18 protein-coding genes are annotated in these 22,330 nt (G+C 59.0%); 4 read left to right on the plus strand and 14 right to left on the minus strand.

The features are described 5' to 3' along the window. Window positions 1-241 precede the first annotated feature (241 nt). From KQP88_RS02110 to KQP88_RS02120, 3 genes are read left to right on the plus strand one after another with little or no spacing between them, the layout of a single operon-like run. Window positions 242-2,368 carry a two-component system response regulator gene (locus KQP88_RS02110; RefSeq protein WP_216704725.1) on the plus strand — a complete coding sequence of 709 codons (2,127 nt, stop codon included), beginning with the start codon at window positions 242-244 and terminating at the stop codon, window positions 2,366-2,368. A gap of 41 nt (window positions 2,369-2,409) precedes the next feature. Further along, window positions 2,410-2,937 (plus strand): M48 metallopeptidase family protein, encoded by a 528-nt coding sequence (locus KQP88_RS02115; protein ID WP_025258177.1) that lies wholly within the window; start codon window positions 2,410-2,412, stop codon window positions 2,935-2,937. 26 nt (window positions 2,938-2,963) lie between these two features. Beyond that, on the plus strand, window positions 2,964-3,260 hold the full coding sequence (locus KQP88_RS02120) for a winged helix-turn-helix domain-containing protein (RefSeq protein WP_216704726.1): 297 nt from the start codon (window positions 2,964-2,966) through the stop codon (window positions 3,258-3,260). A gap of 12 nt (window positions 3,261-3,272) precedes the next feature. Here KQP88_RS02120 and KQP88_RS02125 read toward each other — a convergent pair whose 3' ends face one another. Beyond that, window positions 3,273-3,731, minus strand: coding sequence for a GNAT family N-acetyltransferase (locus tag KQP88_RS02125; protein ID WP_200993922.1), 459 nt, complete (start codon window positions 3,729-3,731; stop codon window positions 3,273-3,275). A 256-nt stretch (window positions 3,732-3,987) separates the two neighbouring features. Between KQP88_RS02125 and KQP88_RS02130 the strand changes: the two genes are divergently transcribed. Beyond that, complete coding sequence (locus KQP88_RS02130) at window positions 3,988-4,740, plus strand: substrate-binding periplasmic protein (RefSeq protein ID WP_025258180.1); 753 nt, start codon at window positions 3,988-3,990, stop codon at window positions 4,738-4,740. On the opposite strand, the gene yccS is transcribed toward KQP88_RS02130, so the two are convergent. The 13 genes from yccS to KQP88_RS02190 all read right to left on the minus strand — a co-directional run bounded on the left by yccS (window position 4,706) and on the right by KQP88_RS02190 (window position 21,952). After that, window positions 4,706-6,901, minus strand: coding sequence for a YccS family putative transporter (gene yccS, locus KQP88_RS02135; RefSeq protein ID WP_025258181.1), 2,196 nt, complete (start codon window positions 6,899-6,901; stop codon window positions 4,706-4,708). The two genes, KQP88_RS02130 and yccS, sit on opposite strands and share 35 nt — an antisense overlap. Before the next feature lie 124 nt (window positions 6,902-7,025). Then, window positions 7,026-8,204, minus strand: coding sequence for a BaiN/RdsA family NAD(P)/FAD-dependent oxidoreductase (locus KQP88_RS02140; RefSeq protein WP_200993921.1), 1,179 nt, complete (start codon window positions 8,202-8,204; stop codon window positions 7,026-7,028). A 92-nt stretch (window positions 8,205-8,296) separates the two neighbouring features. Further along, window positions 8,297-9,676, minus strand: coding sequence for an ATP-dependent RNA helicase DbpA (dbpA, locus tag KQP88_RS02145; protein ID WP_216704727.1), 1,380 nt, complete (start codon window positions 9,674-9,676; stop codon window positions 8,297-8,299). Window positions 9,677-9,980: 304 nt separating this feature from the next. After that, window positions 9,981-10,115 (minus strand): hypothetical protein, encoded by a 135-nt coding sequence (locus KQP88_RS25365; RefSeq protein WP_260406810.1) that lies wholly within the window; start codon window positions 10,113-10,115, stop codon window positions 9,981-9,983. A gap of 87 nt (window positions 10,116-10,202) precedes the next feature. Continuing rightward, window positions 10,203-11,600, minus strand: a complete 1,398-nt coding sequence (mdtD, locus tag KQP88_RS02150) for a multidrug transporter subunit MdtD (RefSeq protein WP_216704728.1) — start codon at window positions 11,598-11,600, stop codon at window positions 10,203-10,205. A gap of 64 nt (window positions 11,601-11,664) precedes the next feature. Continuing rightward, on the minus strand, window positions 11,665-12,990 hold the full coding sequence (locus KQP88_RS02155; RefSeq protein ID WP_216704729.1) for a TldD/PmbA family protein: 1,326 nt from the start codon (window positions 12,988-12,990) through the stop codon (window positions 11,665-11,667). Beyond that, window positions 12,990-14,432, minus strand: coding sequence for a TldD/PmbA family protein (locus tag KQP88_RS02160; RefSeq protein ID WP_216704730.1), 1,443 nt, complete (start codon window positions 14,430-14,432; stop codon window positions 12,990-12,992). The genes KQP88_RS02155 and KQP88_RS02160 overlap by 1 nt, the downstream gene beginning before the upstream one ends. 264 nt (window positions 14,433-14,696) lie before the next feature. Further along, window positions 14,697-16,403 (minus strand): choline dehydrogenase, encoded by a 1,707-nt coding sequence (betA, locus tag KQP88_RS02165; RefSeq protein ID WP_216704731.1) that lies wholly within the window; start codon window positions 16,401-16,403, stop codon window positions 14,697-14,699. Window positions 16,404-16,536: 133 nt separating this feature from the next. Then, window positions 16,537-18,009: a betaine-aldehyde dehydrogenase gene (gene betB, locus KQP88_RS02170; protein ID WP_198724239.1), complete on the minus strand. Its 1,473-nt coding sequence runs from the start codon at window positions 18,007-18,009 to the stop codon at window positions 16,537-16,539. A 106-nt stretch (window positions 18,010-18,115) separates the two neighbouring features. After that, window positions 18,116-18,709, minus strand: a complete 594-nt coding sequence (gene betI / locus KQP88_RS02175) for a transcriptional regulator BetI (RefSeq protein ID WP_200993915.1) — start codon at window positions 18,707-18,709, stop codon at window positions 18,116-18,118. A gap of 210 nt (window positions 18,710-18,919) precedes the next feature. Next, window positions 18,920-20,098, minus strand: coding sequence for a choline ABC transporter ATP-binding protein (choV, locus tag KQP88_RS02180; protein ID WP_198724243.1), 1,179 nt, complete (start codon window positions 20,096-20,098; stop codon window positions 18,920-18,922). Further along, on the minus strand, window positions 20,095-20,940 hold the full coding sequence (choW, locus tag KQP88_RS02185; RefSeq protein ID WP_200993914.1) for a choline ABC transporter permease subunit: 846 nt from the start codon (window positions 20,938-20,940) through the stop codon (window positions 20,095-20,097). Before choW ends, choV begins: the two co-directional genes overlap by 4 nt. A 64-nt stretch (window positions 20,941-21,004) precedes the next feature. After that, window positions 21,005-21,952 (minus strand): choline ABC transporter substrate-binding protein, encoded by a 948-nt coding sequence (locus tag KQP88_RS02190; RefSeq protein WP_025258192.1) that lies wholly within the window; start codon window positions 21,950-21,952, stop codon window positions 21,005-21,007. Between the last annotated feature and the right edge of the window lie 378 nt (window positions 21,953-22,330).

Consider the following 22,330-nt stretch of genomic DNA (forward strand, 5'->3'; position numbering starts at 1 on the left):
ACGATTTGAAATCACATTTGTTAATGCTTGGCGAGCGAACTAATGACGTCAAAGTGCTGTCATTTTTCCTGTAGGACAGAATTTATATGGTCTGCAGGAATATACCGTTAGTCGGTTATGTGGAACTTTCGTGGTGGCAATAGGCTGCCTTGCTGCTGCTTTTTTCAGGAGCGACTAAAGTTGATACAAATTGGACAGGGTTTTCTGTAACAGGCGCCGCCCACAAAAGTAGAGAAGCAGCATGGAATGCGTGCAATCCAAGCCCAATGATGGCTCTTCGGTTCTTCTGGTTGTCGATGACTACCCGGAAAATCTGGTGACGATGTGCGCGGTCCTTCAGCGAACGGACTGGCACATCGTCACCGCCAGTTCCGGAATCGAAGCGCTGACTGTGCTTCTGGAGCAGGAAGTGGATCTGGTTCTGCTGGATGTGCAGATGCCGGACATGGATGGGTTTGAGGTCGCACGCCTGATGCGTGGCAGCCAGCGCACGAGCCTGACACCGATCATCTTTCTGACCGCCAATGAGCAGAGCCCCGCCTCGGTGCACAAAGGCTATGCAAGTGGCGCCATCGATTACCTGTTCAAGCCCTTCGACCCAAACGTGCTCAAGCCCAAGGTCCAGGCCTTGCTGGAGCAGCAGCGCAATCGTCGTGCCCTGCAGAAGCTCACGCAGGAACTGGAGCGCGCCAGGGCCTTCAATGCTTCGGTGCTGGCCAATATGGCCGAAGGCATTGTGGTGGTGGATGAAAGCGGCATCATCAGTTTCGCCAACCCGGCCATCTGTCGCTTGCTTGATACCACGGACGAAAAGTTGCGCGGCACAAGCGTGCTGGATCATGTGCTGGAGCCCAAGGTTCAGAGCTGGTCGGAGTCGGATTTCTACAAGCACTATCGCAATGCCGAGACTTACCGCGTGCATGACGCCGTTCTGCGCACGTCTGCGGGCGGGCAGTTGCCTGTGACCCTGTCCTGCGCGTCACTGCCTTGCGAGCAGAAGGCAATGGTGCTGACCGTTCTCGATATGTCGCTGGAGCGCAATCTGTATCAGCAGCTCGAGCAGCAGGCGGTCACCGATGCCTTGACGGGGCTGCTCAATCGTCGCGGCTTCTATCAGGCCGTCGAAGGCATGCTGCTGCGCAACGAGCATGCGGAACAGTATCTGGTCGTGCTGTATCTGGATCTGGACGGGTTCAAGCAGATCAATGACTCATTGGGCCATGATGCTGGCGATCAGGTTTTGCTGTGGGTGGCCACGCAGCTCAAGGATTGTCTGCGGCCTTATGATGTTCTGGCGCGCATGGGCGGTGATGAGTTCACGGTGGTGATCGAAGGTTTCGATTATCCCGAGCAGGCCGCCAAGGTGGCTGAAAAGCTTATCGAGCGGGTGTCGATGAAGCGCCAGGTCGATGGCGTGGAAATCTCCCTTGGCGTCAGCATCGGGATCGCGACTTACCCCGAATGCGGTTCCAACCTCGATGGCCTGCTGCGGGCGGCGGACATTGCCATGTACGAAGCCAAGCGTGCAGGGCGCCAGCAATATCGTTTCTATGACCAGAACATGAATGGCCGTGCGCGTTCGCGCCTGATGCTCGAAGACAGCGTGCGCAATGCCATCGACGGCAAGAATTTCTCGGTGGTCTATCAGCCTCAGGTGTACGTTGACGATGGTCGCCTGCGGGGTTTTGAAGCCCTGTTGCGCTGGCAGCACGCCAGCGTCGGGGAAGTGCCACCTGCCTTGTTCATTCCACTGCTTGAAGAAACGCGACTGATCAACCGGCTTGGCAGCTGGATCTTCGATCAGGGAGCCGAGCAGCGTCAGTCTCTGGGCAGGGTCTTTGCCTCCGATCTGGTGGTGAGCGTCAGCGTCAGCCCGACGCAATTCTGCATGCCCAACCTGGCTGCGGAACTGCGGCGGGCAATGGACCGTTTCGAGTTGCAACCCGGCCAGTTGGAAGTCGAGATTACCGAAGCCTCACTGGTGAACAACCTGACCCACAGTCACAAGCAGTTGCAGCAACTGCGCGAGATTGGTGTGCGCGTGGCGCTGGACGATTTCGGTATGGGTGAGTGCTCGCTGTCGCACCTGCGCAACCTTCAGCTCGATACCCTGAAGCTCGATAGACACTTCATTGCCGGCCTGCTCGACTCGCCTCGCGATGCGGTCTTTGCGCGCAGCATCATCGATCTGTGCCGCAACCTCGACATACTGGTCATCGCCGAAGGGGTCGAGACTTTCCAGCAATATGAGTGGCTGGCCAACAATGGCTGTCAGGTCATCCAGGGGTTTCTGGTGGCTTATCCGCTGGAGGCCGCAGGTGCCCGGTCCTTCCCGGCACGTTTTGACTGGTCGAGGCTGCGTGGCTGATTGCGGTAGACTGGCGCCTTTGAATCATCTGCCATGGCCCCATGACTGCTTCAGCTCCTATACCGCTCAAATACCTGCAAGCCTATCCTGCTTCCCTTCAGGATCAGGTGCGGCAACTGATTGCTCAGGACAAACTGGGCGACTATCTGCAACAGCGTTATCCGGAGCGTCATCAGATCCAGAGTGACAAGGCGCTGTACGCCTATGCCCTGGCCTTGAAGCAGGAGCACCTGCGCAATGCGCCGCCTGTGGACAAAGTGCTGTTCGACAATCGTCTCGACCTGACCCATCGCGCACTGGGCCTGCACACCACTGTTTCGCGAGTGCAGGGTGGCAAGCTCAAGGCCAAGAAAGAAATCCGCGTTGCTGCGCTGTTCAAGGAAGCAGCACCGCAGTTTCTGCGCATGATCGTGGTGCATGAACTGGCGCATTTCAAAGAGTCGGATCACAACAAGGCGTTCTACCAGTTGTGTGAACACATGCAGCCAGGCTATCACCAGCTTGAGTTCGACCTGCGGGTCTACCTGACGTATCGCGACCTGCAGGCTGGCGCCCGGTCGACCACCTGAATACCGCTCCAGCAAGGATTTTGAAAATGGATGTCAGCAAGACCAAAAGCAGCTTTTATCGTCGTCTGTACGTGGCGTACCTGATCGACAGCCAGCTTGCCTGCACGGTGCCCGAATTGACGGAAGTCACCGGCATGCCGCGTCGCACGGCACAGGACACCATCGCGGCGCTGGCCGACCTGGATATCCAGTGCGAATTCGAACAACAGGAAGGTGCCCGCAATCATGCCGGGAATTACCGGATTCGGGACTGGGGCGCGATCGATAAAGCGTGGATAACCCGCAATCTGGCCAGCATCAAGGCCGTACTGGGTTATCCCTGACGGAAGCTGGCCTTATTCGAGGTCGCGGCGCATGCCGATGTGCGGGATGTCGTCTTCCAGATATTCCTCGCCTACGGCGTTGAAGCCGTAACGGCTGTAGTACCCCTGAAGATGAGCCTGGGCCGACAGATAGATGGGCTGGTCGGGCCATTTCTTTTCGGCGTGTTCCAGCGCCTGGACCATCAGTTCGTGGCCCATGCCCTTGTTGCGAATCGATGGCGCGGTCACCACGCGGCCAATGGTGACATCGCCGCCTTGCTGAATCGGGTCCAGCAAGCGCAGGTAAGCCACCAGCTTGCCGTCCTGCCAGGCCATCAAATGGCAGGTGTCACCTGTCAGGTCCAGCCCGTCCACATCCTGATACACGCACTGCTGCTCGACCACGAAAACCTCGGCGCGCAGTTTCAGAACGGCGTAAAGCTGTTCGATACTCAGGTCGGTATGGTGTTTGCAGATCCATTTGATAGGCATGTTGTTGACTCGCAGAGAAACCAGAAGGGAATTCTAAACGCATACCGCCGCATTCCCAATAAAAGGCCGTGATGTCTGTCGATCGTTTTGGCTTTGGTCTGGAAAATATTTTTGCATCAATCACATGGCTGCCACATGGGCGTGGGTTGTTTCCTGACGGGTTTGGGTCTTCAATACAGGTCAGGATTCAAGTAACGCTGTTGATCAACGACTCTCAGTCTGGATCGGGCATGCTGCCCACCTGGGGAATTCAAGCATGTCGCGACTGCTTCAAGCTGTTGGGTTGCTGGGGTTACTGCTGATCGCACAGGCTGGAGCAGGCGAGAAGTTGCGTCTGGTTGCCGATGCCTGGCCTCCCTTTACCGATAACACGTTGCTCCACGACGGTCTGGCGACGGATATCGTCAGAACTGCACTGCAGCGTGCCGGGTATCAGACGGTTTACGAGCAGGTGCCCTGGGCGCGGGCCATGCATGGCATCGCCGAGGGGCGCAATGATGTGCTGATCAATGCATGGTTCAATGAAGAACGCACCCGGATTGGTCAGTTTTCCGCCGAGTATCTGGTCAATCGGGTGCGCTTTCTCAAGCGCAAGGACTCGAATATCGATACCTCGAACCTCGATCAACTGCACAAGTACATCATTGCGGTGGTGCGTGGTTACGCCTATTACCCGTCGTTCGACAATGATCAGGCGTTACGCAAGGTCCCGGTCCACAGTTTTTCCATGGCGGCGAACATGCTGGCTGCAGGACGTGTCGATCTGGCACTGGAGGATGAGTTCGTGGCCCGTTACAGTCTGGCCAACGAGCCCGACGAAGTCCGCAATCACGTCGAGTTCCTGCCGGACTCACTCACCGAGAACAGCCTGCATATTCTGGTCAGCCTGAAGAACCCGAGGCATGCGCAAATCGTCGCCGGCTTTGACCGGGAAATCGCCGCCATGAAGGCTGATGGTACTTACGACGAGCTGCTCAGGCTGCACGGTCTGATGCCTGTGGCCCCTTGATCAGATGCGCTGCCAACGTACGTAACGGTGCCAGCTGACGATAGATCAAGGCCAGTTGCGTCTGCACCAGCCGCTGGCTCTCGTCCAGTTCGTCGGGCATCTGTTCCAGTTGAGTGGCCAGTTCCTCTTCGGCGTCGTTCTGTACGGCAACCGGTTTCTTTTCCGCCAGGCTCTGGGCGATTTCATCGATGCTGGCCGCCAGTGCCGCGCCCGCGCCATCGATAAGCTGCTCGTGGACATCGCCGGGCAGTTGCGTGTCGCGATGCGCGCCCAGCCCGGACAGATAACTCAGCAGCGTGTGCGACAGCACCAGAAAGCGAAAGCCCACATCCGCCTCTTTGCGGAAATGCCCGGGCTCCATCAGCATGTTCGCCAGCGTCGTTGAAAGCGCAGCATCGGCATTGTGCGCATTGCGCCTTGCCAGACGATAAGCCAGGTCGTCGCTCTTGCCCTTGGCGTATTGCTGCATGATCTGGCGCAGGTAAATGCTGTTGCAGCTCAGGGTATTGGCCAGCACCTTGTTCAGCTTGCGTCCTTGCCAGTCCGGCAGGAACAGGAAGACCGCCAGCCCGGCAATCAGGCTGCCCAGCAGGGTATCGAACAGGCGTGGCAGGAACAGGCCGTAGCCATCGCCCACCTGATTGAAACAGAACAGCACCATCACCGTGATCGCAGCGGTCGAAAGGGTGTAGCGCGTCGTACGGTTGACGAAGAACACCACGCCAGCCAGCACCGCACACATCGATTGCAGGACCGGAGTGGTGACCAGCTCGAACAGCGCCCAGCCTGCGGTCAGGCCAAGGGCTGTGCCGATGATCCGCTGTACCAGCTTGCGTCGGGTTGCGCCGTAGCTTGGCTGGCAAACGAAAACCGTGGTCAGGATGATCCAGTAGCCTTGGGACGGATGGATCAGGTGCACCATGGCATAACCCACCGACAAGGCCAGTGGCAGGCGCAAGGCGTGGCGGAACAGCAGCGAAGTCGGTGTCATCTGCAGGCGCAGGCGCGTCCAGACGTCCTTGAGATTGCGCGGCGAACGGTCCAGCAGGCTGCTGTCGGTCGCGTCGGCCAAGGCATCCGGGTTGCTGGCGTCGCTGATCAGGCGATCCAGGGTTTCAAGATTGGCCGCCAGTGCCCGCAAGGAGCGCAACAGGCTGCGCCAGGCCGGATTGCTCTGGATGCGCAGATGTTCGAGAGAGGCGCGCAGATCTTCCATCGCCTCGGCAAAGCTCGGGTCGTAGACAAACGGCTGACGCAGTTGAATGGATTCGGACAACGCCTGACAGGCCACGCCCTGCTGGCGCAGCAGGCGCTGGCAGCGGAACAGCACGTCGCTATGGAAAAACGCTTCGGCCAGCGAGTTGTACGGGTAATGGGATGAGCTGGCGCGTTCGTGAATGTCCTGGGCGATGAAGTACAGCTTCAGATAACGGCTGACTTTCGAGCCGGGCCGACCATTGCCGACGCGGTGCAAAATGATTTCCTTGGTGCTGTTCAGCGCCGCAACCACCCGGCCGTTCTGCTTGGCCAGCTCCAGGCGCCGCTCTTCTACATCCAGGGTACGAATCGGCTCGAACAGGGTCGACTTGAGCTTGAGGTACAGCCCCAGCTCGCGAAACAGCCGCGCCAGCGCCTGCTGCACCGGCTGGTTGGAAAACAGCATCTGCCACAGTACCGACAACAGGCCGTACCAGGCTGCACCTGCCACCAGCAGCATCGGCTCATGCCAGAAGTCCAGGACTTCGCCGCCGCGCTGGTCCACGCCAATCATGGTGTAGACCGAGAGAATCAGGGTGCCGTAGGCAATTGCACCGTAGCGTTCGCCCAGCGCCCCAAGCATGGTCAGGCAGAAACTGGCCAGTGCCATCGCGCAAACGAACAGCCAGGGATAGGGAAACAGGAGTTCCACGGCCAGCGCGGCGATGCTGAAACACACCAGCGTCACGGCCAGGGCATTGAGGCGGCCTTGCCAGCTGTCATCGGTTTCGGCCAGGGCGCAGGCGATAATCCCCAGGAACAGCGGGATCAGCAAGCCCATCTCATTTTGATACCAGCACAGCGCCATGCTGCCGGTCAGTGCGATAAAGACCCGAACGCTATAGCTGAACTTGTCCAGTGCCCATAACCGACGGAGTGTATGACGCAGAGATTTTGATGCCATGAATGAGATGACGGCCTTGTTCGCAATTGATCGATCCCGCAGAAAGATATGTACAGGCCCGAGGCTGGCCTGTACATCCGCTTGGGAAAAAAATTATTGCCCGGGGTGTGCGGTTTTCCCGCTGTCAGACGTACTGTGCCGCCGCATAGGCCGATGCCCAGGCCCACTGGAAATTGAAACCGCCCAGGTGGCCGCTCACATCCAGCACCTCGCCCACGAAATACAGCCCCGGTGACTTCAGCGACTCCATGGTCTTGGAAGACACTTCACGGGTATCGATTCCGCCCAGGGTGACTTCGGCTGTGCGATAGCCTTCGGTGCCCGCCGGCACAACCCGCCAGCTCGCCAGTTTTTCGGCGATGTCGGCCAGTTCGGCGTGGGTGTACTGTTTCATGGGTTTTGAAGCGAACCACTGTTCGGCCAGCAGGTTGGCCATCTTCTTGGTGAAGATTTCCCCCAGCAAGGTTTTCAGTTCGCTGTTCGGGCGTTCTGCCTGCTGCTCGGCCAGCCAGCCCGGGACGTCGTGATCGGGCAGCAGGTTGATTTCCACACTGTCACCCGGTTGCCAGAACGACGAGATCTGCAGAATTGCCGGACCACTGAGGCCGCGGTGGGTAAACAGGATGTTTTCGCGAAAGCTTGTGTCATTGCAACTGACCAGACAGTCCACCGACGTCCCCGACAGCTCGCTGCACAACTCCTTGAGCTGGTCGGTAATGGTGAACGGCACCAGCCCGGCGCGAGTCGGCAGCAGCGTATGGCCAAATTGCTTGCCGACCTGATAACCGAAACCTGTGGCACCCAGCGTCGGAATCGACAGGCCGCCGGTGGCGATCACCAGCGACTCGCAGCTCAAGGTGCCAAGGGTGGTTTCCAGGCGGTAGCCGGTTTCGGTCTTTTCGATCTGCTGCACGGACGTGTCCATGTGCAGGCTTGCACCGGCTTGTCGGCATTCTTCGAGCAGCATTTCCAGGATGTCGCTGGACTTGTTATCGCAAAACAACTGGCCCAGCTTCTTCTCGTGATAAGGCACGCCATGTCTGGCAACCATCTCGATGAAGTCCCACTGGGTGTAGCGGGCCAGGGCCGATTTGCAGAAGTGCGGATTCTGCGACAGAAAATTGCCTGGCTCGGTGTACATGTTGGTGAAGTTGCAGCGCCCGCCACCGGACATGAGGATCTTCTTGCCCGGCTTGTTGGCGTGATCAATCAACATCACCTTGCGCCCGCGACCTGCGGCGGTCAGCGCACACATCAAACCTGCGGCGCCAGCGCCAATGATTACAACGTCAGTAACGGGCACAGCATGGTCCTCTGGTGTTCGGTATGGGGGCTTTCGCGAATGAATTCGCTCCTACAAATTCCGTAGGAGCGAATTCATTCGCGAAGGGGTCATCAAAGAATACGAACCCGCAACGACTTGCCCTTGATCTTGCCATTGTTCAAACGCTCCAGCGCCTGCTGGGCGATGCTGCGCTCTACGGCCACATAGGCCTGGAAGTCGAAGATGGCGATCTTGCCGACCTGCGCGCCCGGAATACCGGCTTCGCCGGTCAAGGCACCCAGAATGTCGCCTGGACGCAGCTTGTCCTTGCGGCCGGAACCGATGCACAGAGTCGTCATGGCTGGCAGCAGCTTGCCGCCTTCCTTGACGCTCAGGTTGTCGTATTGCTGCCAGTTCAGGGGCGCTTTCTGCAACTCTTCGATAGCCCGGGCACGCTGGCTTTCCGAAGGGGCTACAAGGCTGACCGCGATACCTGTTTCCCCCGCGCGTCCGGTACGACCGACGCGGTGGATGTGGATTTCCGAATCCCGTGCCAGCTCGACGTTGATGACCATGTCCAGCGCATCAATATCCAGACCTCGGGCCGCTACGTCAGTGGCCACCAGCACCGAAGTGCTGCGGTTGGCGAACATCGCCAGCACCTGATCGCGGTCACGCTGCTCCAGATCGCCATGCAGGCCCACGGCGGACATGCCCTTGGCTGTCAGGTGATCCACCACTTCCTGCACTTGCTGCTTGGTGAAGCAGAACGCAACGCAGGATGTCGGGCGGAAATGGCCAAGCACCTTGACCACGGCTTCCAGACGTTGCTCCGGAGAGATTTCGTAGAAAATCTGCTCGATCTGGCTGTCGGCATGCAGCGCCTCGACCTTGACGGTCTGCGGATCGCGCATGAATTTCGAGGCCAGTTGCTTGATGCCGACCGGGTAGGTGGCCGAGAACAGCAGGGTCTGGCGACGTTGCGGAGTCTGCTCGATGATGTCGGCGATGGCGTCGTAGAAACCCATGTCCAGCATGCGGTCCGCTTCATCGAGAATCAGCGTGTTCAGACCGTCCAGTACCAGCGAGCCCTTGCGCAGGTGCTGCTGGATACGGCCCGGCGTGCCGACGATGATATGCGCGCCATGCTCCAGCGAACCGATCTGCGGCCCGAAAGGTACGCCGCCGCACAGGGTCAGTACCTTGATGTTGTCTTCGGAGCGGGCCAGACGACGAATTTCCTTGGCCACCTGATCGGCCAGCTCGCGAGTCGGGCACATCACCAGAGCCTGGCAACCGAAGAAGCGCGGGTTGATCGGGTTCAGCAGACCGATACCAAAGGCGGCGGTCTTGCCGCTGCCGGTCTTGGCCTGAGCGATCAGGTCCATGCCCTTGAGAATCACCGGCAGGCTTTGCGCCTGAATCGGCGTCATCTGGGCGTAACCAAGCGACTCCAGGTTAGCCAGCATGGCGGCGGACAGGGGCAAAGTGTTGAAAGCGGTGTTAGTCACGACGGTGGACCTGCAAAACAAAAATGTCGCGCAGTGTATCAGGTCGCAAGGCCAGGCAGGTGCTACGGCGGCGGGTGGCTGTATTTAATGCACAATAAGTCAGACATAAAAAAGCCGCCTCAAGGGGTAATGTCGATCAGTTAAGGTCAATGAATCACTTTGTGGGAGGCAGCTTGCTGGCGACTTTGGCGTACAGGCGCAGAATATCTGCCAGTTTCAAGGCCCTCTCGCCAGCAAGCTGCCTCCCACAGGTTTTGTTTGTGCCTTAACTGATCGGCATTAGCCTCAAGGACGGCTTTTGTATTCACGCTATTTTTGGCGGCGCTACTTGCTTTAAAGAGCCATTCTTGATTGCACGTTCTATTTTTGCGAAAGCATCGCCAAGGCGTGCTGCTTTCATTTGTTGCAAATCTTTAATGGTCAGTTTTTCGGTAACCATGCCAGTCTCCTTTGGAGAGGCGTACAGGTAAAAGCTAAGGTATCGAGTCTAGTCACGTAAATGTATTAACGGGACTATTCTGCCTGCTCAAACCCTTTTCCGCTTGCCCTCCTGCGCAGGCAATTGCAGGAATATCCCTGCCGCGAACATCGCCAGTATGCCGACGCTCAGGAAGGTGAGCTGGAAGGCGCCCAATACGTTGCTGACTTCGCCGGTAGCCACTTCATCGCTGAAACCGCCCAGCAAGGCGGCAGCGGATGCCACGCCCAGGCTCAGTGACAATTGTGCAACGACTGACAGCAGGCTGTTGCCACTGGCGGTGCTGGCGTCGTCCAGGTCGATGAGGGTCACGGTGTTCATGGCGGTGAACTGCAAGGCGTTCACTGCGCCCAACAGAGCCAGATGGACAAGCAGTATCCAGTACGGGGTTTGAGTGTCCACCAGCGCAAGTGTCGCCAGCAGTATTCCCAGCAGTAGCGTGTTGCCGGTCAGAATGGTGCGATACCCCAGCAGTTCGATCAGCCAGCGGGCAATGGTTTTGGCGAACATTCCGGCGGCGGCCAGCGGAAGCATGCTCATGCCGGCTTGCGCGGGTGAATAACCCAGCGGGATCTGCAGCAGCAAGGGCACCAGGAACGGCAGGGCGCCACTGCCCAGTCGCGCAAACAGATTGCCGAGGATGCCCACCGCAAAGGTCCGGGTGCGAAACAGCGACGGTGCAAAGAGCGGGAACTCCACATGCCCGGCCCGCAGCCAGTAAGCCGCCAGACAGCCCAGGCCGGCGAACAGCAGCAAGACCACGCGCATGTGCGGCAGATGCAGTTCGCCCAGGCCTTCCAGCGCAATGGTGATCAGCACCATCGAGGCTCCGAACAGAATGAATCCTGTGCCGTCGAAGCGTGTGCGTCCTCCGCCGGGGATATCCGGGATGAAGTGCTTCACCGCATAACAGCCCAGCAACCCCACGGGAATATTGATCAGGAAGATCCAGTGCCAGCTCATGTACTCGACCATCCAGCCGCCCATGGTCGGCCCGAGCAGCGGCCCCAACAGGCCGGGCACGGTAATGAATCCCATGATCCGCACCAGCTCCGAGCGCGGGTAGGCGCGTAGCACGATCAGGCGCCCGACAGGCAGCATCAAAGCGCCGCCAAGCCCCTGAATGATCCGTGCTGCCACCAGCATGTTCAGCGAGTTGGACAGTGCGCACAGCAACGAACCGAAGCTGAACAACAGGATGGCGCTGAAAAAGATGCGTTTGATGCCGAAGCGATCGGCAATCCACCCCGAAGCGGGAATCAGCAGGGCGATGGTCAGCATGTAGGCAATGACCACTGACTGCATGCGAAGCGGATCTTCTTCCAGGGAACGGGCCATGGAGGGCAGAGCGGTATTGAGAATCGTGCCGTCCAGGCTTTGCATGAAGAAGGCGATGGCGATGACCCAAGGCATCCAGCGCAAGGTTTTTTCGTCCAGGTGCTGCATGTGATTTCCTGTGTTTTTTTCGCGAATGAATTCGCTCACAAGCGAATTCATTCGCGAAGAACGTTTAGAGCGTCAAAGTCAGTTTGCTTATCAAAGCCCCCGGCAACTGAATGGAGGCTGTCTGGCGCTGGCTATAGGTGCTGGCCGACAGAATCAGTTCCCGCTCGCGGGTCAGATTTTCCAGAGCGTTGCCCAGCAGGCTGTAGGCACTGTCATCGAAGCGCATGGTGCTGACCGGCGCCACGATCTTGCCGTCTTCGACCCAGAAGGTTGCGAAACGGGTCATGCCGGTCAGGCGTGCGGCCGACTGGTCGGAGAAGTTCAGGTACCAGAGGTTGCTGATGTACAGACCGGTGCCGAGCTGCTTGAGAATCTGTTCCTGCTCCAGAGTTCCGCCCGCCATGCTCAGTGCGCTTGGCCACTCGCCGTTGTCCGCGCCGTTGGCTTGCAGGCCGTATTCGGCGGCGCTGCTGGAATCCACCAGTTGTTCGCGGGCTTCGCCGCTGGCAATCAGGGACAGATCCTTGCGCGGATAACCTTCGCGGGAGAAGGCCGGCGACAGCGAACCACTGACCTGTTCATCCAGGCTGAACAGCGGGCTGAAACGGGTATCGCCGCTGTACAGCCGCTGCAACGGGCTGTGCTTGCTGGCCAGTGCCTGTGCGGAAAACCCGCCCCAGCACAGCATGCCGATGATTTCATCCAGTGCGGCCGGTGCCAGGTAAGCGCGGTATTGACCGGGCTCCAGAGTGCGCAGCGGCCGACCGAGAAACTCCAGTTGCTCGCGAGCCTGATTGAAGCGTCTGGCAAAGGCCTCGCTGTTCCAGTCATGTCCGGCATAGTTGGCTTTTACCGCCTGACCGTTCTCGTGGAACAGGCTCCAGTCGAAATTGAAGCTATTGGCCTGATGCCAGCCCAGCGCGCCCCAGGAACTGGCGAAGCCGCGATACACCGGCCCGGCAGCGTAAAAGCCCACCAGATCCAGACCTTGGGACAATTCGCTGATCTGCTCCACGACTTGCCCGCTGTCCGGCAGCGGCGGCTCTTGCAGGTTGTTGCTGTGCCAGGCCTCGGTATTGGGCAGCAGATACGGGTCCCTGGCGAGTGATACCAGGGTTTCGCGCAGTTGATCCAACGCCTCGCTCAAACGCTGGCTGTCGACCTGAGCATCGCCCGAAAGCGTCAGATCCAGATCGGCATGCCGACCGTCATCGATCAGTTTGAAGGTCACGCTGGCTTGCTGCACATGCCCGGCCTGACGGACCTGAGCATGATTGAAGCGAATGAAGTCCGAGGCTTCGGCGTTGTAGGTCAGGGTGAAGTGTTCGTTCGGGCCGATAGCGGCTTTGAGGACGTCGACCAATGCCTCGAATTGCTGTTGATGAGACATCAGGCATCACCTCCAAATACATCCACACTGGCGAACACACAGGCTGGCGAAGCGTGACCGACACGCACCACCTGATTGGGTTCGCCTTTTCCGCAATTGGGCGTGCCCAGGACCTTGAAGGTGCTGGCGTCGCCGACCGCGCTGAGGTTGCGCCAGAACTGCGCGGAAATCGCTCGATAGTTGGGGTTCTTGACCACGCCCTTGAGTTCGCCGTTTTCGATCAACTGGCCCCACTCGCAACCGAACTGGAACTTGTTGCGCGCATCGTCGATGGACCACGAGCGGTTGGTGGACATCAGAATGCCGTGCTCGATATTGCCGATCAGTTGCTCCAGCGACTGGTCACCCGGCTCGATATTCAGGTTGGCCATGCGGTCGATGGGCGGACGGTTCCAGTTGCAGGCGCGGCTGTTGGCTACGCCCGGCAGGCCTGAGCGGTATTGCGACAGCGCACCGCCCAGAGGCCGTTGCAACAGGCCATTGCGAATCAGGAACTGCTTGCTTGCCGCCGTGCCATCGTCGTCATGACCGTAACTGGCCAGTTGCTCGGGAATCTCGGGATCGAACGTCACGTTGAGCAGGCTGGAGCCGTATTGCAGCGTGCCGAAGTCCGATGCCTTGACGAAGCTGGTGCCGGCGTAATTGCGCTCGTCACCCAGAATCCGGTCCAGTTCCAGCGGATGGCCGATGGATTCGTGGATTTGCAGAATCATCTGGTCCGGCATCAACAGCAGATCACGCGGCCCGGTAGGCGTGTTGGGGGCCAGGATCAATTGCAGTGCCTGATCGGCCACCTGTGCGGCTGCTCCGATCAATCCGCAATTGCTGATGATTTCTGCGCCGCCTTGTTGACCGAAGTTATCGCGGCCCAGGCTGCGGGTCTGGCTGTCACGCCCGTCATAGGCGGTCACGGCCAGGCCCGGAAAGACGAAGCGTTGCGCCTGACGAATCTCGGCGCCTGCGCTGTTGAGGTAGATCTGCTCGACGTTTTCCAGACCCAGACCGACCTGCCAGTTCACCAGACGCTCGTCCTTGGGGACCGACTTCGACTCGGCCATCAGCAGGTCGATGCAATCGCTCAGGCTCGGGAAGGCATTGCTCAGGTTGGGCGACAGGTAATCGGCGCGTGCCGTCGAGACAGCCTGTTCGCTCAGGTCCAGCAGCGAATGCGGGGCCAGACGCCGCGCCAGTGCTTCGGCCTGTTGCAGTGCGGCCTGCAGGCCTCGTTGGGAAATATCGTTGGTGGCGGCGTAGATTTCAACGCCGTTGAGGCGCACCGTCAGCATCGCCCCTTCATCGCTACCCAGCGACGGCGGCTCGGCCACGTTCTTGCGCACGCTCAGGTGCTGGCTGGTCCTGCGCACATAACGTACGGAAAAAAATTGCGCATCGCTCTGCAGTGCGGCGAACCGCTGCTTGAGCTGAGCGGAGAAATCGAACATGCAGGGAAGCTCCTTGTCGAGGCGGGCAAATCCCCCTTCTCACCGTTGGAGTAATGCCGATCAGTTAAGGTCAATGAATAACTTTGTGGGAGGCAGCTTGCTGGCGACTTCACGTACAGACACAGAGTATCTGCCAGTTTTCAGGATTTTTTCGCCAGCAAGCTGCCTCCCACATGTTTTGTTTGTGCCTTGGCTGATCGGCATTACACCGTTGGAGCGAATTCAAAGTGAGAACAGGCTTGCCCGCAAATCATAGAGCCTGAATCACGCCAGTGCTACTGAACCACGCACCGGTGTGCCGCGTGCCGGGCGGTCGCCTGCCACGAAGTAGTCGGCGGTGCTGCGTGGCAATGGCTGACGGCCACGAATCCTGTCGGCGATCTTCTCGGCGATCATGATGGTCGGGGCATTCAGGTTACCGGTGGTGATGATCGGCATGATCGAGGCATCCACCACGCGCAGGCTTTCCAGGCCATGGACACGGCCCTGACCATCGACGACGGCCATGTCATCGGTGCCCATCTTGCAGGTGCACGATGGGTGATACGCCGTTTCGGCGTGTTCACGGACGAAGTTATCCAGTTCTTCGTCGGACTGCACTTCGATGCCAGGGCTGATTTCGCGGCCGCGGTACGGGTCCAGTGCCGGTTGCTGCATGATTTCCCGGGTCAGGCGGATGCCGTCGCGGAACTCCTGCCAGTCCTGCTCGGTGGACATGTAGTTGAACAGGATGCTCGGGTACTCGCGTGGGTCCTTGGACTTGACCTGCACTCGGCCACGGCTCGGTGAGCGCATGGAGCCGACGTGAGCCTGGAAACCATGCTCTTTCACACCTTTGGTGCCGTTGTAGTTAATGGCAACCGGCAGGAAGTGGTACTGGATGTTCGGCCACTCGAACTCTTCGCTCGAACGAATGAACCCGCCTGCCTCGAACTGGTTGCTGGCGCCGATGCCCTTGCCCAGGAACATCCACTCGGCACCAATGGCCGGCTGGTTCCACCACAACAGGGAAGGGTAGAGCGAAACCGGCTGGGTGCAGCTGTATTGCAGGTACATCTCCAGGTGATCCTGAAGGTTCTGGCCGACACCCGGCAGATCATGAACCACGGGAATATCGAGCTTGTTCAGCAGTTCGGCGGGGCCGACACCGGAGCGTTGCAGGATCTGCGGCGAAGCGATGGCGCCGCTGCACAGCAGCACCTCCTTGCGGGCACGGGCTTCGATTCGGGTGTCGCTGTCACCGCGCAGATAAGCTACGCCGACGGCACGCTTGCCCTCGAACAGGATGCGGTCTGTCAAAGCATGGGTGACGATGGTCAGGGTCGGGCGCTTCTTGGCTTCGTCCAGATAACCGCGAGCGGTGCTGGCGCGACGGCCATTGGGCGTCACGGTTCTGTCCATCGGACCGAAACCTTCCTGTTGATAACCGTTGAGGTCGTCGGTGCGCGGATAACCTGCCTGCACACCCGCTTCGACCATGGCATTGAACAGGGGATTGTTACCCGCCTTGGGCGTGGTCACGCTGACCGGACCGTCGCCGCCGTGATAATCGTTGGGGCCGATGTCGCGGGTTTCGGCCTTGCGGAAATACGGCAGGCAGTCGAGGTAGCTCCAGTCCTCCAGACCCGGTTCCTTTGCCCAGCCGTCATAGTCCATGGCGTTACCGCGGATGTAGCACATGCCGTTGATGAGCGACGAGCCACCCAGGCCCTTGCCGCGACCGCATTCCATGCGGCGGTTGTTCATGTGCGGTTCCGGCTCGGTTTCATAGGCCCAGTTGTAGCGACGGCCTTGCAGGGGGAACGCCAGCGCTGCTGGCATCTGGGTGCGGAAATCCAGCCGGTAATCCGGGCCGCCGGCTTCCAGCAACAGAACGGTGACGCCCGGATCTTCGGTGAGACGGGCTGCCAGAGTGTTACCGGCAGAGCCGGCACCAATGATGATGTAGTCGAATTCGGATTGCGTGGTCATAGAAAGTCCTTCGTAGAGCTGCAAGCCTCGAGTTTCAAGCTGCAAGCAAAGGCATTCAGGTGCTGCCTGTGAGAATGAGGGCGGCAAGCTGCTTCACTTGAAGCTTCTAACTTGCCGCTTGAAGCTGGCCGTCTTAAAACACCGACGCGTAATCGCCCAGTTCCACCTGCACGGATTTGATGCGTGTGTATTGCGCCAGCGAGCTGATGCCGTTTTCGCGGCCGACGCCCGATTGCTTGTAGCCACCGACCGGCATTTCTGCCGCGGACTCGCCCCAGGTATTGATCCAGCAGATGCCGGCTTCAAGCTGGTGAATCACGCGGTGCGCACGGTTCAGGTCGCGGGTGACGATACCGGCGGCCAGACCGAAGTCGGTGTCGTTGGCGCGGCGGATCACTTCCTCTTCGCTGTCGTAACCGAGGATGCTCATCACCGGGCCGAAGATTTCTTCGCGCACGATGGTCATCTCGTCGGTGCAGTCGGTGAACACGGTTGGTGCCACGAAGGCACCTTTGGCAAGGTCGCCTTCGGTCAGGCGTTCGCCACCGCACAGCAGGCGCGCACCTTCTTCCTTGCCCTTGGTGATGTAGCCCAGCACGCTTTCCATATGCTCGAAGCTGACCAGCGGGCCGAAGTTGGTGTTGTCATCTTCCGGGTTGCCGATGCGGATGCGTTTTACGCGCTCCAGGATTTTGGCTTCCAGTTGCGCCTTCAGGGCATTGGGCACGAAAACCCGTGTGCCGTTGGTGCAGACCTGACCGGAGCTGTAGAAGTTGGCCATCATTGCAATGTCGGCGGCGCGATCCAGATCTGCGTCGTCGAAGATGATCAGCGGCGACTTGCCGCCCAGTTCCATGGTCACTTCCTTGAGCGAAGAACTCGACGCGCTGGCCATGACTTTCTTGCCGGTGTCGGTGCCGCCGGTGAAGGAAACCTTCTCGATGCGCGGGTGTTCGGTGATCCAGGTGCCGACTTCACGGCCGCTGCCGGTCAGCACGTTGAACACGCCATCGGGTACGCCTGCTTCGGTGTAGATTTCCGCCAGTTTCAAGGTGGTCAGGGACGTGACTTCGCTGGGCTTGAAGATCATCGCGTTGCCCGCTGCCAGTGCCGGAGCGGATTTCCACAGAGCGATCTGGATCGGGTAGTTCCAGGCGCCGATACCGGCTACCACACCCAGCGGCTCGCGGCGGGTGTAGACGAAGGAAGAATTACGCAGCGGGATCTGTTCGCCCTCGATGGCGGGGACCAGACCTGCGTAGTACTCCAGCACATCGGCACCGGTCACGACGTCGACATAACGGGTTTCGGAATAAGCCTTGCCGGTATCCAGGGTTTCCAGTGCTGCCAGTTCATCGTTGCGCTCGCGCAGGATGTCCACGGCACGGCGCAGGATGCGCGAACGCTCCATGGCGGTCATGGCGGCCCAGATTTTCTGGCCTTTTTCTGCACTGGCGACAGCGCGTTCGACATCGTCCTTGCCTGCACGTTGTACTTGCGCGAGCACTTCGCCATTCGCCGGGTTGATGGCATCGAAAGTGGCGGGGTTGCTGGCGTCTACGTAACCGCCATCGATATAGAGTTTCTGCAGTTCAAAACGGGCCATAAAGTCCTCGCAAATTCATGTGGGGGGCGATGACTGATCTCAGCTTGCCGGTATGTTTGGTCAACATTCGGCGTCAGTCGTTCGATGAAAAGGGCTCTTGAGCGCTTCAGTCCACCGCTTTCGCCAGTTGAAAATCCATGTATTCGTAAGCGATCTGCTGCGCCTGCTCCGTGTCGAAAGCATCGCCCGACAAGGCGCCGCGCAACCACAAACCGTCGATGAGCGCTGCCAGCCCACGGGCTGCGCTGCGAGCCTGTTCCAGCGGCAATACGCGGCGGAACTGGCAGCACAGGTTCGAGTACAGGCGGTGATCGTTGATCCGCTGCAACCTGTGCAGTGACGGGTGATGCATGCTGGTGGCCCAGAAGGCCAGCCAGGTTTTCATCGCCGGGCCATTGACCTGGCTGGCATCGAAGTTGCCCTCGATGATGACTTGCAGATGCGCCCTGGGGCTGTCATCGGTCAGCGCCTGACGGCGTTCGTTCACGCTCTGGATCAGTGCATTCATCAGGTGACGCATGGTCGCCGCGATCAGGCCGTTCTTGTCCTGAAAGTAGTGGCTGATGATGCCGTTGGAGACGCCGGCCAGACGCGCAATCAGAGCAATGCTGGCCTCGCTCATACCGACCTGGTCCACCGCGCTGAGCGTGGCCTGGATCAGTTGCTGACGGCGGATGGGTTGCATACCAACCTTGGGCATTGGTTCGGGTCTCCGTGGCTTGCTGACCCTTTTTAGCCTAGTTGTTTTTAATTGAACGATCAATCAATAAAAACCTGCAGACGTGACAAAACGCTCTAAAACAGGCGTTGTAGGAGCGAATTCATTCGCGAAAAAAGGTGCAGACTTTGGAGGCAGCTTGCCCGCGACGAGATCGTCTTCGCGAGCAAGCTCCCTCCCACAGAGAAATAGTTACCCCAGATTCTTGCCCAGCAGCGCGTGATACAACTCGCTGTCACCCAGAATGCCGACCACCTTGTCGCCATCCTGCAGCACCAGTTTGTTGCCGGTCTGGTAGCGGATCTGCAAGGCATCGCGCATGCCGATATTGGAGTGAACCAGTGTCGGACGGCGATCCAGGCTGGCGACGTCCTGGCCCGGTGTCCAGTTCTGCAAGTCGAGCTGCGCAGCCCCCTGGCGAGCGCTTTTGATCACATTGCCTTCGGCCAGATCCAGCCAGGAATCCACGCCAGGGTCCAGACACACCGAACCGTTGATCCGGGTGCAGTTGTCGACGCTGCGCATCAGGCTGCGGCCGCACAGCACGTTGAGCGGATTGGTATGTGCGACGAAAGTACGTACGTAGTCATCGGCCGGGTTGAGGACGATCTCTTCGGGCACGCTGTACTGAATGATCCGGCCGTCTTTCATGATCGCGATGCGGCTGCCCAGCTTGAGGGCTTCATCCAGGTCATGGCTGACGAAAACGATGGTCTTGCTCAGTTTGCTTTGCAGGGCCAGCAGTTCATCCTGCAGGCCTTGGCGGATCAGCGGGTCGAGCGCAGAGAAAGGCTCGTCCATCAGCAGAATGTCGGCGTCCATCGCCAGTGCCCGTGCCAGGCCGACACGCTGCTGCATGCCGCCGGACAGTTCATCGGGCTTCTTGTTGCGCCATTGAGTCAGGCCGACCAGTTCCAGTTTTTCGTCGACCAGCTTGCGTCGTTCCTTTTCCGGTCGTCCCTGCATTTCCAGGCCGAAGCTGATGTTCTCGCGAACGGTCAGCCAGGGCATCAGGGCGAACTTCTGGAACACCATCGCGATGCGCTGGGTGCGCATCATTTTCAGTTCTGCCGCCGTGCAGTTGGCGATGTTGATCTGCGAGCCTTCATGCTCGACATACAGTGAACCACGGCTGACGGTATTGAGGCCGTTGATGCAGCGCAACAGACTGGACTTGCCCGAGCCTGAAAGGCCCATCAGGACACAGATTTCGCCTTTCTCGATTTCCAGAGTGGCTTTTTCCACGCCGACGATCTGGCCGGTTTTTTTCAGGATCTGGTCACGCGTGAGGCCTTGGTCCAGCAGCTTGAGAGCCTCACGCGGATCCTTGGCGAAGATGACGTCTACCTGGTCGAATTTGATGATACTCATGCGTCGGACCCTACCTTGGCTTCGGGTTGTTTGCAGATACGGTCGAGCATGATGGCCAGCAATACGATCGCCAGACCGGCTTCGAAGCCCAGGGCGATATCAGCGGTGTTCAGTGCGTTGACCACGGGTTTGCCCAGACCGTCGGCACCCACCAGTGCCGCGATCACCACCATCGACAGCGACAGCATGATGCACTGGGTAATGCCGGCCGCGATGCTGGGCATGGCGTATGGCAGTTCAATACGGGTCAGCAACTGGCGACGTGACGAGCCAAAGGCCTTGCCCGCATCGAGCAGTTCATGGGGCACATCGCGAATGCCCAGATACGTCAGGCGGATCGGCGCGGCGATGGCGAAGACCACTGTGGAAATCAGGCCGGGCACCACGCCCAGGCCGAACAGGGTCAGGGTTGGAATCAGGTACACGAAGGTCGGTACGGTCTGCATCAGGTCCAGCAGCGGACGGATAATGGTGTAGAACATGGGTTTGTGGGCAGCGATGATGCCCAGCGGCACACCGATGACCACACAGACCAGTGTGGCGAACAGCACCTGGGCCAGGGTTTCCATGGTTTCCTGCCAGTAATGCAGGTTCAGGATCAGCAGGAAGGCCAGGATGACGAATACCGTCAGGCCCCATTTGCGCTGGATGTAATGCGCCAGTGCCGCAATCAGGCCAATCAATACCAACGGGTTGAACCAGGTCAGGCCGAAGGTCAGGCCGTGGATCATCATTTCCAGGGTCGAGGCAATGGCATCGAAGTAGTTGGCGCCGTTTTGCGTCAACCAGTCGACAAAGGCCGCGATGTACTCGCCCAGAGGGATTTTATGGTCAGTCAGCATGGTATCGATTGTCCGCTTGCGGGAAGAAATGGGACAGCAGGCGGGCAGGCCGCCTGCCATCGTCTTACTGTGTCAGTTTGGCCTTTGCAGCCTCCAGGCCTGGCTTGCCGTCTACGGTGGTGACTCCGGCGAGCCAGGTGTCGAGCACTTGAGGGTTGTTCTTGATCCACGCCTTGGCGGCGGCATCGGGTTTCATCTTGTCGTCCAGTACATTGCCCATCAAGGTACTTTCCATGTTCAGGGTGAACGAGAGATTCTTCAGCAACTGGCCGACGTTGCTGCACTCTTGCACGTAACCCTTGCGTGTATTGGTGAAGATAGTGGCCTGGCCGAAGTTGGGCCCGAAATACTCGTCGCCACCGGTCAGGTACTGCATCTTGAAGCGGGTATTCATCGGATGGGGTTCCCAGCCCAGAAAGACCACGTCCGTAGAGCGTCGCGTGGCACGGTCGACCTGCGACAGCATGCCGGCCTCACTGGATTCGACGACCTTGAAGCCTGCGTCCTTCAGACCGAAGGCGTTCTTGTCGATCATGCTCTGGATCAGGCGATTGCCGTCGTTGCCCGGTTCGATCCCGTAGATCTTGCCGTCGAGTTCTTTCTTGAATTTGGCTATATCGGAGAAGTCCTTCAGGCCCTTGTCGTAAAGCGCCTGCGGAACGGCCAGCGTGTACTTGGCGTTTTCGAGGTTGGCGCGAACGGTTTCCACGGTGCCCGCTTCGCGGTAGGCCTTGATGTCGTTTTCCATGGTGGGCATCCAGTTACCCAGGAAGACGTCCATGTTCTTGCCATCAGCCAGGGACTTGTAGGTCACGGGAACCGAAATCATGGTGGTCTTGGTCTGGTAGCCCAGAGATTCGAGTACGACGCTGGTCACCGCAGTGGTGACGGTAATGTCAGTCCAGCCGACGTCCGAGAATTTGACCGTGTGACAGGCCTCTGGCTCGGCGGCCTGTGCCAGCAACGGCAAACCGAGCGTGGCGGCCAACAGCAAGGATTTAGAACCTTTCATGGGGTGGACTCCTGTGAATTCTGTCTATTCATCTCATCAGCAACGGGGCGCTGACGCGGCTTGTTGTGTTGGCAAAGTGTGTTGCGAAGCTCTTTCACTGCGCCCGGCGATCGAGTCGAAGCCGATCATGTAACAGTGAAAATCAAACGCCTACAGGGGGCGTCGTATCCAGTACAGGCGGGGTCGCATCCAGTGTGAGCAACGTCGCTTACAGCTTTTTTCCCACCTGCAAGCGCACTTTTACCGGGTGGGCCAGCTAAAAACGGCCAGATAATGGAGACGACAAGGTGTATTGAAGTTCACTGGTGCGGCGCTTTCTTGCCTTTCGACAGCGAATGGCCTGCTCGCTTTTCGACCATGGCTGCCAGAAGCCGCCAC

The sequence above is a fragment of the Pseudomonas lijiangensis genome (assembly GCF_018968705.1).
In the GTDB taxonomy this organism is placed as follows: Bacteria; Pseudomonadota; Gammaproteobacteria; order Pseudomonadales; family Pseudomonadaceae; genus Aquipseudomonas; species Aquipseudomonas lijiangensis.

Excerpts from the sequence above, each read along its gene's own strand:
- KQP88_RS02115 (WP_025258177.1), top strand. The coding sequence starts at position 2,410 with ATGACTGCTTCAGCTCCTATACCGCTCAAATACCTGCAAGCCTATCCT.
- KQP88_RS25365 (WP_260406810.1), bottom strand. The coding sequence starts at position 10,115 with ATGGTTACCGAAAAACTGACCATTAAAGATTTGCAACAAATGAAAGCA.
- KQP88_RS02160 (WP_216704730.1), bottom strand. The coding sequence starts at position 14,432 with ATGTTCGATTTCTCCGCTCAGCTCAAGCAGCGGTTCGCCGCACTGCAG.
- betA (WP_216704731.1), bottom strand. The coding sequence starts at position 16,403 with ATGACCACGCAATCCGAATTCGACTACATCATCATTGGTGCCGGCTCT.
- KQP88_RS02130 (WP_025258180.1), top strand. The coding sequence starts at position 3,988 with ATGTCGCGACTGCTTCAAGCTGTTGGGTTGCTGGGGTTACTGCTGATC.
- KQP88_RS02190 (WP_025258192.1), bottom strand. The coding sequence starts at position 21,952 with ATGAAAGGTTCTAAATCCTTGCTGTTGGCCGCCACGCTCGGTTTGCCG.
- KQP88_RS02120 (WP_216704726.1), top strand. The coding sequence starts at position 2,964 with ATGGATGTCAGCAAGACCAAAAGCAGCTTTTATCGTCGTCTGTACGTG.
- KQP88_RS02110 (WP_216704725.1), top strand. The coding sequence starts at position 242 with ATGGAATGCGTGCAATCCAAGCCCAATGATGGCTCTTCGGTTCTTCTG.
- mdtD (WP_216704728.1), bottom strand. The coding sequence starts at position 11,600 with ATGCAGCACCTGGACGAAAAAACCTTGCGCTGGATGCCTTGGGTCATC.
- KQP88_RS02155 (WP_216704729.1), bottom strand. The coding sequence starts at position 12,990 with ATGTCTCATCAACAGCAATTCGAGGCATTGGTCGACGTCCTCAAAGCC.
- choV (WP_198724243.1), bottom strand. The coding sequence starts at position 20,098 with ATGAGTATCATCAAATTCGACCAGGTAGACGTCATCTTCGCCAAGGAT.
- KQP88_RS02125 (WP_200993922.1), bottom strand. The coding sequence starts at position 3,731 with ATGCCTATCAAATGGATCTGCAAACACCATACCGACCTGAGTATCGAA.
- choW (WP_200993914.1), bottom strand. The coding sequence starts at position 20,940 with ATGCTGACTGACCATAAAATCCCTCTGGGCGAGTACATCGCGGCCTTT.
- betB (WP_198724239.1), bottom strand. The coding sequence starts at position 18,009 with ATGGCCCGTTTTGAACTGCAGAAACTCTATATCGATGGCGGTTACGTA.
- betI (WP_200993915.1), bottom strand. The coding sequence starts at position 18,709 with ATGCCCAAGGTTGGTATGCAACCCATCCGCCGTCAGCAACTGATCCAG.
- yccS (WP_025258181.1), bottom strand. The coding sequence starts at position 6,901 with ATGGCATCAAAATCTCTGCGTCATACACTCCGTCGGTTATGGGCACTG.